The sequence below is a fragment of the Pseudomonas sp. NFX98 genome (assembly GCF_047784845.1).
Taxonomy (GTDB): domain Bacteria; phylum Pseudomonadota; class Gammaproteobacteria; order Pseudomonadales; family Pseudomonadaceae; genus Aquipseudomonas.
The window spans coordinates 46,865-59,562 of the sequence record NZ_JBLNNF010000017.1; the positions used below are offsets into that span (position 1 = coordinate 46,865).

General features: G+C 60.3%; 12 protein-coding genes. 5 read left to right on the forward strand and 7 right to left on the reverse strand.

What is annotated here, in order from left to right; all coding sequences use genetic code 11:
* Window positions 1-12: 12 nt before the first annotated feature.
* Window positions 13-699: a YjfI family protein gene (locus ACM110_RS21775; RefSeq protein ID WP_416129387.1), complete on the reverse strand. Its 687-nt coding sequence runs from the start codon at window positions 697-699 to the stop codon at window positions 13-15.
* 144 nt (window positions 700-843) lie between these two features.
* Window positions 844-1,398 carry a cysteine hydrolase family protein gene (locus ACM110_RS21780; protein ID WP_338583399.1) on the reverse strand — a complete coding sequence of 185 codons (555 nt, stop codon included), beginning with the start codon at window positions 1,396-1,398 and terminating at the stop codon, window positions 844-846.
* Between the two features lie 102 nt (window positions 1,399-1,500).
* On the opposite strand from ACM110_RS21780, the gene ACM110_RS21785 reads away from it, so the two are divergent.
* The 3 genes from ACM110_RS21785 (at window position 1,501) to ACM110_RS21795 (ending at window position 4,653) form a co-directional block, all read left to right on the forward strand.
* Entirely contained in the window at window positions 1,501-2,493 is a 993-nt protein-coding gene (locus tag ACM110_RS21785) for a GlxA family transcriptional regulator (RefSeq protein ID WP_416129388.1), read from the forward strand.
* 302 nt (window positions 2,494-2,795) lie between these two features.
* Window positions 2,796-3,905, forward strand: coding sequence for a DUF3182 family protein (locus tag ACM110_RS21790; RefSeq protein ID WP_416129389.1), 1,110 nt, complete (start codon window positions 2,796-2,798; stop codon window positions 3,903-3,905).
* Window positions 3,895-4,653: an alpha/beta hydrolase family protein gene (locus tag ACM110_RS21795; RefSeq protein WP_416129390.1), complete on the forward strand. Its 759-nt coding sequence runs from the start codon at window positions 3,895-3,897 to the stop codon at window positions 4,651-4,653. The genes ACM110_RS21790 and ACM110_RS21795 overlap by 11 nt, the downstream gene beginning before the upstream one ends.
* A 139-nt stretch (window positions 4,654-4,792) precedes the next feature.
* On the opposite strand, the gene ACM110_RS21800 is transcribed toward ACM110_RS21795, so the two are convergent.
* The 4 genes from ACM110_RS21800 to ACM110_RS21815 are packed head-to-tail and all read right to left on the reverse strand — an operon-like array spanning window position 4,793 to window position 8,775.
* The gene (locus ACM110_RS21800) at window positions 4,793-5,779 is read right to left on the reverse strand and encodes a lysylphosphatidylglycerol synthase domain-containing protein (RefSeq protein ID WP_416129391.1); all 987 of its coding nucleotides are present in this window, start codon (window positions 5,777-5,779) and stop codon (window positions 4,793-4,795) included.
* Complete coding sequence (clsB, locus tag ACM110_RS21805; RefSeq protein ID WP_416129392.1) at window positions 5,766-7,058, reverse strand: cardiolipin synthase ClsB; 1,293 nt, start codon at window positions 7,056-7,058, stop codon at window positions 5,766-5,768. Before clsB ends, ACM110_RS21800 begins: the two co-directional genes overlap by 14 nt.
* Window positions 7,055-7,852 (reverse strand): endonuclease/exonuclease/phosphatase family protein, encoded by a 798-nt coding sequence (locus ACM110_RS21810; RefSeq protein WP_416129393.1) that lies wholly within the window; start codon window positions 7,850-7,852, stop codon window positions 7,055-7,057. Before ACM110_RS21810 ends, clsB begins: the two co-directional genes overlap by 4 nt.
* Window positions 7,849-8,775, reverse strand: coding sequence for a DUF72 domain-containing protein (locus ACM110_RS21815; RefSeq protein ID WP_416129394.1), 927 nt, complete (start codon window positions 8,773-8,775; stop codon window positions 7,849-7,851). The genes ACM110_RS21810 and ACM110_RS21815 overlap by 4 nt, the downstream gene beginning before the upstream one ends.
* A gap of 246 nt (window positions 8,776-9,021) precedes the next feature.
* On the opposite strand from ACM110_RS21815, the gene ACM110_RS21820 reads away from it, so the two are divergent.
* Window positions 9,022-10,035 (forward strand): AI-2E family transporter, encoded by a 1,014-nt coding sequence (locus ACM110_RS21820; RefSeq protein WP_416129395.1) that lies wholly within the window; start codon window positions 9,022-9,024, stop codon window positions 10,033-10,035.
* A gap of 132 nt (window positions 10,036-10,167) precedes the next feature.
* On the opposite strand, the gene ACM110_RS21825 is transcribed toward ACM110_RS21820, so the two are convergent.
* Window positions 10,168-11,442: an Hsp70 family protein gene (locus tag ACM110_RS21825; protein WP_416129396.1), complete on the reverse strand. Its 1,275-nt coding sequence runs from the start codon at window positions 11,440-11,442 to the stop codon at window positions 10,168-10,170.
* Window positions 11,443-11,737: 295 nt separating this feature from the next.
* Between ACM110_RS21825 and ACM110_RS21830 the strand changes: the two genes are divergently transcribed.
* The gene (locus tag ACM110_RS21830; RefSeq protein WP_416129397.1) at window positions 11,738-12,682 is read left to right on the forward strand and encodes a DnaJ C-terminal domain-containing protein; all 945 of its coding nucleotides are present in this window, start codon (window positions 11,738-11,740) and stop codon (window positions 12,680-12,682) included.
* The last annotated feature ends 16 nt before the right edge of the window (window positions 12,683-12,698 follow it).

The following is a 12,698-nucleotide window of genomic DNA, read 5'->3' on the forward strand; positions in this document are numbered from 1 at the left end:
CTTTCCTGATGATTACTTGAAGAAGCGTTCGAAGGCTTCGCTGGCACGCTGTACGTTGTCGACCAGGGTTTTCACCTCGGTCACCACGTTGGTCAGGCTGGAATCGGAGCTCAGCGCGCCGAACATGTTGTAGACAATCTGCCCGTTCGGCATGGACTCGATACCGATCGACGACAACGGGAACATCTCCCGGCTGCGCAGCACGGCATCGTTGAATTTCGGGACGTCATTGATGGATTCGACATCGACCAGAACGGTATCGACGATGATCTGATCACCGGCGATGGCGATGTGAATCGGCAGACCGCCAAACTCGTTCATTTCCAGTTTGATGCTGGGCTCGGAGCTCTGGATCAGGGAAAGCGTGATTTCTTGCGAAGCCACCTCGTCCAGAGCCTGAAGGGCGTTGAAGAGGCTGTCGATGTTCCAGTTGTTGCCTGCGCTCATGTATTTCTCCGACATGAATGAGCCAGCCAGAATCGGTTGGCGTAGCTGTTGCTCCATCTGCTTGAGCAAGCTTCGGTTTTCGGGAAGCACCCAAGTTTCGTGTTTCACATAACCGGCGGCTGCCAGACCCGCGCGCATCTGCTTCATGTAGAAGCTCGACGGCTTTTTCGCGGACGGTTTCGAGCGCTCTCCCTTTGGGCTCTTTGATACGGCAGGCTCGACAGGCGAGTCTGACGGGGAGCGGCTTTTCATGGCAGTGACTCCGTTGTGAACATCTCACGCGTGAGCAACCCTACAGCGAAATCAGAGTGCCATCAATGGCTCACGCGTGAGATTTTATGACCGCCCACAAAAAGGCCCGCGACGAGGCGGGCCTTGGGTTTTTCGACGGGTTGATCAGCGGCTGGCGTTTAGGTATTCGTCGGTGGAAATCACATTGGCGTAGGCAAAGCCCAGGGCCGACATGAACGCGGCATGTACATGGGCGGCCGGAACGGTCGTGCCGTTGAACTCAAGATCACGGGAAGCACAGGCGTCGTGGATCACAATCACGCTGTAGCCCAGATCATTGGCGGCGCGGGTGATGCCGTCGACGCACATGTGGCTCATGCTGCCGACGACCACCAGTTCCTTGACGCCTTGCTCATCGAGGATCGATTGCAGTTCGGTTTCGCGAAACGAGTTGACGAAGTGCTTGAGTACCACCGGCTCGTTGCCCTGGTTGAGGACTTTGGGGTGCAGCTTGGCGCCTTCGGAGTTCGGGGTGAAAAACGGTGCGTCCGGTGAGGTGAACTCGTGGCGGATGTGCACCACCGAATCACCGGCCTCGCGGAAGGCCTTGAGCAAGCGGACGGCGTTGTCTGCGGCGGCATCGGCACCGACCAGCGGCCACTTGCCTTGAGGGAAGTAGTCGTTTTGGATATCGACTACGATGAGTGCTTGCTTGGCCATGACTGTTTCCTCGACGTGCGGGTTGGGTGTGGAATGAAGTATCGGCCCCGCGAGCCCGTTCGAGGATTGGCCGCACCGACAATAGAAGGGGGAAAACTGACAATGGACGCACAAAGGGCAATCGCCGAACTGGGCGTGTTGATCTATCCCGGCGCGCAGATGGCGGCGGTGCATGGGTTGACGGACCTGTTCGGGGTGGCCAACCGGATCGCCGCCGAACATCAGGCCGCGCACTTGCCGTTATTGCGCGTGAGCCATTGGCAGGTCGAGGGCGATCAGCCTCCCGCTCGGGTCTACGACAGCCATCCCGGTGCGGACGATGCTTTGGTAGCGGTATTGATTCCGCCGTCGATCGGCGGGTTTACCGAAGGCCAGGCGCCGCAAGCGCTGATTCGCTGGCTACGCGAGCAACATGCCAGTGGCGCGACCCTGGGCGGGGTCTGCGTGGGCTCGATTCTATTGGCCGAAAGCGGTCTGCTCGACGGCCGTAGCGCCACCACTCACTGGACTTCGGCGAAAACTTTTGCCGAGCATTACCCGGCGATCAAGCTCAAGGCCGATACGCCCATCGTCGACGACGGTGACCTGATCACCACCGCCGGGTTGATGGCCTGGTCCGAGTTGGGACTGCGCTTGGTTGATCGCCTGATGGGGCCGAGCATTGCCACCGGCACCGCGCGTTTTCTGGTGGTGGAACACAGCGACAGCGCCAGCGAGTGCGGCAGTAATTTCGCGCCGATCCTCAGCCACGGCGATGCGTCGATTCTCAAGGTGCAGCACTGGCTGCAAAGCACCGGCGCTACCGATGTATCGCTGACGACAATGGCCGAGCGGGCAGGGCTGGAAGAGCGCACATTCCTGCGCCGTTTTCGCACGGCTACCGGGCTCAAACCCACTGAGTACTGCCAGCATCTGCGGGTCGGCAAGGCGCGGGAAATGCTTGAGTTCACCAACGGCACCATCGATCACATCGCCTGGACCGTGGGCTATCAAGACCCGGGCGCATTTCGCTCGACGTTCAAGAAAATCACCGGGCTGGCGCCGAGTGATTACCGGACGCGGTTTGGGGTGACACCGGTTGCTGCAGCACGGTAATCGCATCACCACTGATCCCCTGTAGGAGCGAGCCTGCTCGCGATAGCGGTGTGTCAGTCACATCAATGTCGAATGTGCTGCCGTCAACGCGAGCAGGCTCACTCCTACAATGGATCTCCACAAAGCTTGAAATCGTGCAATTTGCAGGAAATGCAATAACCGTCGTGCAGAATAAAGCAGGCGTCCTGCCATCACCGTATCTGTAACCACCTGATTGGCAAAGCGTTTTCAGGCAGCCCCGGTTGGCCTGATCTCTGCACCCCTCCAGCTACATTCATCCAGCGTTAATTGAAGGGGGACGCATGACCCCAACAAACCGCAAGAAACTGGTGGTTGCCCATTCGGTGCACCCCGACGCACCGTTGCATGAAGTCGAAACCAATCGCGCGCTGGCCCGCTGGCTGGCGCAAATCCTCGGACTGAAATTTGGCGGCAGCTACGACCCGCAGCAGCATCGAGGTCGGGAACTCTATCTGTTGCCGACACAGACACTGGTGGGCGCCGACGCCGCCCGACAGCTGGGGGTCAAGGGGCCGGACGATTTGTGGGGCGGTTACGTCGAGCATGACTTCATTTGCACCAAAGCCATCAGCCACGGTTTGCTCAACCACAATGCCCATGCGCCGAGAGGCTGGGCGCCGCTGTTCTCCGAACGGGTGCGCAGTGTCGTGCTCGATGGCCTCAGCGTGTTTTCCTTCGAGGATGCGCGGCCAGCGGCGGAACATCTGCTCTACGCCGGCCCGATCCGCCTCAAGCCGATTCACGCCTGCGCCGGACGCGGTCAGGAAGTGATCAAAAGCCTCGACCAGTTCGACGAAATCCTCGCCCGGCCCGAGGCCAAAAAACTGTTCACAGAAGGCGTGGTGCTGGAACAGGACCTGGACAAGGTCTTCACCCACAGCGTCGGCCAGAGTTTCATCGGCAACAAAGTGCTGAGTTACTGCGGTGATCAATACTTGACCCGGGACGCCGAGGGCGAAGACGTGTATGGCGGCTCGAATTTGTTGGTGGTGCAGGGCGGATACGATGATTTATTGAAACTGGACCTGGCGGATGACGTGCGGTTGGCGATCAGGCAAGCGCAGGTGTTCGACAGCGCCGCGGATGAAGCCTATCCCGGTTTCTATGCCTCGCGGCGTAACTACGACATCGCCCAGGGCCTCGATTACGACGGCAAACAACGCAGCGGTGTGCTCGAACAATCCTGGCGCATGGGCGGCGCCAGCAGCGCCGAAGTGGCGGCATTGCAGAGCTTCGTCAACGATCCGCACATGCGCGCGATCCGGGTGTCCTCGGTGGAAACCTACATCGACCAACCGCTGCCGGCGGATGCCATAGAGGTGTACCGTGGACCAGCGCAAAACAGTGACTTTCTTCTCAAGTACGTAACGGTCAATTCCTATGACGGCTAGAAGCGAAAGCATTCAAATCGACATCGACGATGAACAGATGAGCGGGACGTTCCTCAGCCCCAAATCGAAAGTCCCCGGCGTGCTGTTCGTGCACGGATGGGGCGGCAGTCAGGAGCGGGACCTGGAACGGGCCAAAGGCATCGCCGGTCTGGGTTGTGTGTGCCTGACCTTCGACCTGCGCGGGCACACCGGTGGCACCGGTATTCCGCTGACTCGGGTAACCCGCGAAGACAACCTGCGCGACCTGCTGGCGGCCTACGACCGCTTACTCGCGCATCCGGCGCTCGACACCTCGGCGATTGCCGTGGTCGGTACCAGCTACGGCGGCTACCTGGCCTCGATCCTGACGTCTTTGCGGCCCGTACGCTGGCTGGCGCTGCGGGTGCCGGCGCTGTATCGCGATGATCAGTGGCACACGCCCAAGCGTGATCTGGACAAGCTCGACCTGCGCGATTACCGCAGCACGCTGGTGCGCGCCGACAGCAACCGTGCACTGCACGCCTGCTCGGCGTTTACCGGGGATGTGCTGTTGGTGGAATCGGAAACCGATGCCTATGTGCCCCACGCGACCATCATGAGTTACCGCGCGGCGTGCCAGCAGACCCATTCGTTGACGCACCGGATCATCGACGGTGCTGACCATGCGCTGAGTGACCCCGTTTCACAACAGGCCTACACCTCGATCCTCGTGGACTGGATCACGGAAATGGTGGTGGGTGAGCGGTTGAGCATTATTCAGTCCAAGTGATTTTGTGGTGTTCTTGCGGACGCCATCGCGGGCAAGCCTTGCTCCTACAGGTTCTGAGTCGTTCACAAAATGAGTGAACGCCCCAATCCCTGTAGGAGCAAGGCTTGCCCGCGATGGCGTCATATCAAACACCACACATTCACTTGGGTTTCTTCGAAATCCGCAGCGACTTCGCCTTGGCTTCCACCACCAGATACATCACAAGCGTGATCAACAACGGCAACAGAAAGTAAATCGCCCGATACGCCAGCAACCCCGCCACCAGACTCCCCCGCGAAGCCTCGTGTTGCAGCAGCGCGACAAACACCGCTTCCAGCACTCCGAGCCCGGCCGGAATGTGGGTGATGACCCCGGCGATGGCGCTGATCAGCAGCACACCGAGCACCAGCGGATAATCCAGTTTGCTCGGCAGTAGAGTGAAGATCACCGCCGCCATCAGCGACCAGTTCAATGCGCCGAGCAACAGTTGCAGAATCGCCATGCGCAGCGACGGCAAATTGATTTCTACCCCGCGAATCGCCCACTCGCGGCGCTTGGAGAACTGACACGCCGCCAGATAGCCCGCACTGATCAACAGCAACAACACGCCCACCGCTTGCAACGCGCCGCTGCTTAATTTCCAGCCTGGCGGCATCCGGACCAGACCGCTACTGAACACCACGCCGGCGATCAGCATGTAGCCGAACCAGTTGGTGGCCAGGCTCAGACCGAGGATTTTTGCGATGTTGCCTTTGCTCACCCCGAGCCGCGAATACAGCCGATAACGCATGGCGATGCCACCGACCCAGGCGCTCAGGTTGAGGTTGAAGGCGTAACTGATAATCCCCACCGGCAGGATCTGCTTCCACGTCAGGTCCTGGCGGATGTAGGTGCGGCCGATCAAGTCAAAACAGGCGTACACCAGAAAACTCAGCAGGGTCAGGGAGGACGCAATGATCAGCGTCCGAACTTTGAAGTCGGCCAGGGTTTCCAGTACCTCGGCCCATTCGATGCGCTGGGCGAACATCGTCAACAGCACGATCAGCGCCAGGAAAAACAGCATCGTCAGCGGTCGTTTCCAGCGGCTCCAGCGTGACTTGGCCGGATGCTCGGCGTGGGGTGCCGCGTGTGCTTCAGTGCGGCTCATGCTGGTCGCTCCCGGTCGGTGAGGTGAACGCTTTCAAGCGCGGTTTATGCGCCGGCAGCCAACCGGCCCAGGCCGGGAAGTGGCGCAGGAAGTGGAACACCAGAAACCCCACCGTCATGTGCCAGATGCGCCCGCGCGGCGCCTTGTCCACGGACATGACTTTGCAATGGTTATCGCTGAGGTCTTCGAGACGCTCGAACAGCATGCGGTTGAACTCGCGGTCGCGGATCAACACGTTGGCCTCAAGGTTCATCGACAGGCTCAACGGGTCGAGATTGCTCGAACCCACCGTGCTCCAGTCTTCGTCCACCAATGCGACTTTGCCGTGCAGTGGACGGTCGCAATACTCGTAGATTTTCACCCCGGACTTGAGCAGGTAGTCGTAAGTCATGCGCGCCGCGAGTTTGGCCACCAGCACGTCCGGCTGACCTTGTAGAATCAGGCGCACGTCGACGCCACGGCGCGCCGCATTGCGGATCTCACGCAACAATCGATAGCCGGGAAAGAAGTAGGCGTTGGCAATCACCACGCGTTGCTTTGCCTTGCGCAGCTCCTGTCGGTAAACCTGTTCGATGTCGGTCCGGTGATCACCGTTATCGCGGTGTACCAGACGCACCTGACCATCGTGGTCGCTGACCGCAAGCTCCGAACGCCGCTGCCGGCGCCGTTGCCACCAGTACTTGGCGCGCACCGGGCGACCGCATTGCAACAGAGCAAAATGATGAATGTCCGCCACCGACGGCCCTTGTACCTCCACCGAATAATCCTGCTTCGCCTCGGGGCCGAAGTCGGCCAAATGATCGGCGGAAAAATTGATCCCGCCGATGAAGGCGACCGCTCCGTCCACCACGACGATTTTGCGGTGAAGACGCCGGAACCAGTTGGTGCGGATGCCCAGGTGCTTGGGTGCCGGGTCGAATATTTGCAGATGCACGCCAGCAGCGCTGAGGGCTGTGAGATACCCGCTGCTCAGTTCGCCACAGCCAAAACCGTCGAAGCTCGCGGTGACGCGCACGCCCCGTTGAGCGGCATCGATGAGCACTGTCTTCAGCTCCTCGCCGACTTTGTCCTCAAACACGATGAAGGTTTCCAGGAGGATCTCGGTCTTGGCCTGGCGCATGGCCTCGAACACTCTTGGGAAATAGGCTTCGCCGTTTTCCAGCAACTCGACGCGATTGTTGCCTTGCCAGCGGTACTCGACGTCGACCGCGGCGGGCTCGCTCATTGGCGGTGCGGCGATCGGCTGCACGGTGGTTTTTTCCATCGGCGAGGTGCTCATAGCTCGATCTCCACCGACAGCGGCGCGTGGTCGGAAAGGTGTGACCAGGGCCGCGTCGTCAGCACTTGCGGTTGGCTGGCCTTGAGGTTGCGCACGTAGATGCGGTCCAGGCGCAGCGCCGGCAAGCGGGCGGGAAAACTGCGCGCCGGTTTGCCGTGATGCTCGGCGAAAACCTCGCGCAAACCGCAGGGTTTGAGCAGGGCATCGGCGCGCTGGCGCCAGTCGTTGAAGTCCCCGGCGACGATCACCGGTGCATCGCCCGGCAGCTCTTCCAGGCGACGGGCGAGTAGCTTGAGTTGGGCATTGCGGTGGGTTTCGCGCAGGCCGAGATGGACACAAATCGCATGCACCTCCGGGCCTTCGCCGGGCAGGCGCAAGACGCAATGCAGGATGCCACGATTCTCGTGGCCGCTGATCGACACATCGAGGTTGTCGTGACGCACGATCTGGAATTTCGACAGCAACGCATTGCCGTGATCGCCCGCCGGATACACCGCGTTGCGTCCATAGGCGAACTGCGGCCACAGGGTATCGGCGAGAAATTCGTATTGCGGCATCGCCGGCCAATTGGTGTAGCGCTTGGGATGCTGTTCGTGGGTGCCGTGCACTTCCTGCAAAAACACCACGTCGGCGGAGACACTGCGCACGGCTTCGCGCAGCTCCGGCAGGATGAAACGCCGGTTCAGTGCGGTGAAGCCCTTGTGAGTGTTGACCGTCAGCACCGTAAAGCGATGCACCGTGGTCACGACGGTCGCCTGCTCGTCCGTGACGCCGACCGGCTCGGAAATGCTCATGGCAGCGCTCCTTCAGCAACAGGCTCGCCGGGGGCGGTGAGCAGGTCTTTGTCGAGATCGAATCGCTCCAGCAAGCGCCGGGCATCGAAAGGCGCGCGGACTTTGATGTCGTTATCGAAGTAGCAGAATACCTCGCGGGACTTGCGCGCGCTGGCCTTCAGTCTGGGCGCGATCAACTGCGGGTCGTGTGGTTGCTTGCCGTGATGCCAGGCCTCAATCCGATCGCCCCAGCGTTTCAGTGCCTGCGATGTGTAACCGCTGGCGTAGAGCTCTTCGGCACCGTGCAGACGCAGGTAGACGAAGTCGCTGGTGATGTCTTCGCGATACGGCCATTTACCGGCGGTGTCGGCGATCACCAATGCCGTGTTGTAGCGTTTGAGCAGGCGGACGAAGGCCGCGTCGATGAAGCTGTCGTTGCGGATCTCCACGGCGTGGCGCACCGGTTTTTTCTTGTACGCCTTGAGGCTGGCGTGACCATGGAGATGCGAGTCGTGCTGGCGGGCGAGGGCGGCCGCCTGTTCGGTGTCGTGGGGTAATTGTTCGAGGAAGTTTTCGAACAGCTCGGCATCGAATTTGAAGTTGGGTGGAAACTGCCAGAGGATCGGCCCAAGTTTTTCCTTGAGCTCCAAAACCCCGGAAGCAAAGAAATTCGCCAAGGGTTTATGGATGTCCCGCAGCCGTTTTATGTGAGTGATGAAGCGCGGGGCCTTGACGCTGAACACGAAGTTCGACGGGGTTTCGGCGTACCACTGGGCGTAGCGTTCCGGCCGTTGCAGGGCGTAAAACGATCCATTGATTTCAATGCTGTTGACTGCCCGCGACGCGAATTGCAACTCGCGTCTCTGCGGTAAGCCCTTTGGGTAGAAATCCCCCCGCCAGGGCGTGTAGCGCCAACCTGAAATTCCGATGTGAATCGCCGCCATGTCGCCTCCCGTCCGAATGCCCCATTCTTTTGCTGACTGCGGGGCGGCGACGAAAGTTTCGGTGGGGCTACGGACGGTAGGCACCACAAATTCAAATGTGGCAGCTAGCCTGCTAGCGATGGGGCCGGCTGAGGCACTGCAAAAAAGCCTCAACCCCCGACCAAGGTCGCCCCACACAATCCCTAGTGTTGACACCGGATCGCTGGCAGACTGCCAATCCTTTTACGCCGTTTGTTTTGAGGCTGTATGCCAACGTTTTCTCAGCGTCAAGTTTTGCTGGTCATCAGCTGGGTCATCATCTTTGGTGGGCTGCTGCTGGTGATACCGCTGCGGTTGCTGCCGAGTCTGCTGGCCGGGTTGCTGGTGTTCGAACTGGTCAACATGCTCACTCCGCAATTGCAGCGGTTGATCGAAGGCCGGCGTGCGCGCTGGCTTGCGGTGGCGTTGCTGGGGACATTGATTGTCAGCGTGTTGACGCTGATCTTTGCCGGCGCCATCAGCTTCCTGCTGCACGAAGCGGAAAACCCCGGCGCATCCCTCGACAAGTTCATGGGCGTGGTCGATCGCGCGCGCGGGCAACTGCCGCCGTTCATCGATGCCTATCTGCCGGCCAGCGCCGCCGAGTTTCGCGTAGCGATTGGCGAATGGATCAGCAAGCACCTCAGCGACTTGCAACTGGTCGGCAAGGACGCGGCGCACATGTTCGTGACGCTGCTGATCGGCATGGTGCTCGGTGCGATCATCGCCTTGCAGCGCATTCCGGACCTGACCAAGCGCAAGCCATTGGCGGCGGCACTGTTCGATCGCCTGCATCTGCTGGTCCAGGCTTTCCGCAACATCGTGTTCGCACAAATCAAGATTTCCCTGCTCAACACCTTCTTCACCGGGATCTTCCTGGCGGTGGTGCTGCCGATGTTCGGCATCAAGTTGCCGCTGACCAAAACCCTGATCGTCCTGACCTTCCTGCTCGGCCTGTTGCCGGTGATCGGCAACCTGATGTCGAACACCTTGATCACCATCGTCGGCCTGTCGCTGTCGATCTGGGTGGCCCTGGCGGCGCTGGGTTACCTGATCGTTATCCACAAGCTCGAATACTTCCTCAACGCGCGCATCGTCGGCGGGCAGATCAGTGCCAAGTCATGGGAGTTGCTATTGGCGATGCTGGTGTTCGAGGCCGCGTTCGGCCTGCCGGGGGTGGTGGCGGGGCCGATTTATTACGCGTACCTGAAGAGCGAGTTGAAGCAGGTGGGGATGGTTTGATCGGGGAGATGTATTGCCTGATCTGACGTCATCGCGGGCAAGCCCGCTCCCACAGGTATGGCGTATGCGGCGAAAACGGCGCTGTACCTGTGGGAGCTGGCTTGTCAGCGATGGCGGCGACTCGGTTCTGGATCAGCCCATCGAACCGTAACGCTTCGACGCCTCAATCGCCAGACCACTTCCGATACTGCCGAAGATATTCCCTTCCACATGCCGAGCATTCGGCAACATCGCCGAAACGCTGTTGCGCAGCGCCGGAATGCCGCTCGAACCACCGGTGAAGAACACCGTATCGACCTGATCAACCCGCACGTCAGCGTCGACCAGCAACTGGGTCACGCTGTTGCGCACCCGTTCCAGCAGGTTGTCGATGGCCGATTCGAACAGCGCCCGGCTCAGTTCCACGCTCAACCCGGCTTCGATGCGATCCAGCGGCACGTGGCGATGTTCGGCGTGGGTCAGCTGGATCTTGGTTTCTTCGACTTCCATTGCCAGCCAGTGCCCGGCGCGTTGCTCGATCAACTTGAACAGGCGATCGATGCCGCCCGTGTCTTCGATGTCGTAGCGCATGCTGCCCAAGGCCAGTTGCGACTTCTGCGAGTACACCGAGTTGATGGTGTGCCAGGTCGCCAGGTTCATGTGATGGCTGGTGGGCATGTAGGCGCCGCTCTTCATGCGGCTGCCGTAGCCGAACAGCGGCATCAGGCCTTGCAGGCTCAACTGCTTGTCGAAGTCGGTCCCGCCGATGTGCACGCCGCCGGTGGCGAGGATGTCTTCGTGACGGTTGTCGTGGTTGCGGCGCTCCGGCGACAGGCGCACCAGCGAGAAGTCGGACGTACCACCGCCGATGTCGACGATCAGCACCAGTTCTTCTTTCTCGATGGTCGACTCGTAGTCGAACGCGGCAGCAATCGGTTCGAACTGGAACGAGACTTCCTTGAAGCCGATCTTGCGCGCCACATCCACCAGGGTGTCTTCGGCTTCTTTGTCGGCCATCGGGTCATCGTCGACAAAAAACACCGGACGACCCAGCACCACTTCTTCGAATTCCCGACCGGCGGCGACTTCGGCGCGGTTCTTGAGCTGGCCGATGAACAGCCCGAGCAGGTCCTTGAACGGCATCGCCGTGCCGAGGACGCTGGTGTCGTGCTTGATCAGCTTGGAACCCAGCAGGCTCTTGAGCGAGCGCATCAGGCGACCTTCGTAGCCTTCCAGGTATTCGTGCAGCGCCAGACGGCCGTACACCGGGCGGCGTTCTTCGAGGTTGAAGAAGACCACCGAGGGTAGGGTGATCTTGTCGTCCTCCAGCGCAATCAGCGTTTCCACACCGGGGCGCAGCCAGCCGACGGTGGAGTTGGACGTGCCAAAATCGATACCAACGGCACGGGCTGGAGAGGCGTTGTTCATGTCTTTCAAGTTCCGGTTAAAAAACGGCCGCGCAGTGTATGCCAGTGCGGCACAGAATCGAAGGCCGACTATCCGCTAAATCTTGCCACTGCGCCTTGAAAGACGTGCCATCACCCCCAAACTACCCTGCATCAACCGGACAGCCGCGCTGCGACCGCAAGTCGCCTCGCCTGCTGCCGATAAACTTCTGATGCGCTGCCCGGTCACAACCATGAGATCGGTCAAGCCCTGCGCCGCAAACAGGCGCATGCTGTGGCAGGTGGCGCGACCTCGATAACGGATGGTGATTCCCGCGATGGACTTCAAAGACTATTACAAGATTCTCGGTGTGGAGCCGACGGCAGACGACAAGGCGATCAAGGCCGCCTATCGCAAGCTGGCGCGCAAATACCACCCGGACGTCAGCAAGGAAAAGGACGCCGAGGCCAAGTTCAAGGATGCCTCTGAAGCCTATGAAGCGCTGAAAAGTGCCGACAAACGCGCCGAATACGACGACTTGCGCCGCTATGGCCAGCATGGCCAGCCGTTCCAGGGACCACCAGGCTGGCAGAGCCGTGGCGGTTTCGGTGGCGGTGGCCAGGACACCGGCGACTTTTCGGACTTCTTCAGTTCGATCTTCGGTAATCGTGGCCCCGGTTTTGGTGGTGCAGAGTCGCGTCGCAGCAGCGGGCGTCGAGGGCAAGACGTGGAAATGGAACTTGGAATCTTTCTCGAAGAAACCCTCTCGAACGAATCGAAGAAAGTCACCTTCCAGGTGCCGCAATACAACGCCGCCGGCCAGCACGTCAGCAATACCCCGAAAAGCCTGAACGTGAAGATCCCGGCCGGTGTGACCGACGGCGAGCGTATCCGCCTCAAGGGCCAGGGTGCACCGGGTATCGGTGGCGGGGCCAATGGCGACCTGTACCTGACGATCCGTTTCGCGCCGCACCCGAAATTCGACGTCGAAGGCGAAAACCTGATCATCACCCTGCCGCTGGCACCGTGGGAGCTGGCGTTGGGCGCTGAAGTCGCGGTGCCGACCCTGACCGGCAAGATCAACCTCAAGGTTCCGGCCGGCAGCCAGAACGGCCAGCGCATGCGCGCCAAAGGCCACGGCCTGCTGAACAAGGCGGGCGAGCGCGGTTACCTGTTCGTGCAACTGAAGGCGGTCATGCCGAAAAAATCGGACGATGATATCAAGGCCTTGTGGCAGGAACTGGCGAAGAAAGCAGCGTTCGACCCGAGAGAAAATTTCTGATCCAAGACACGGAGTA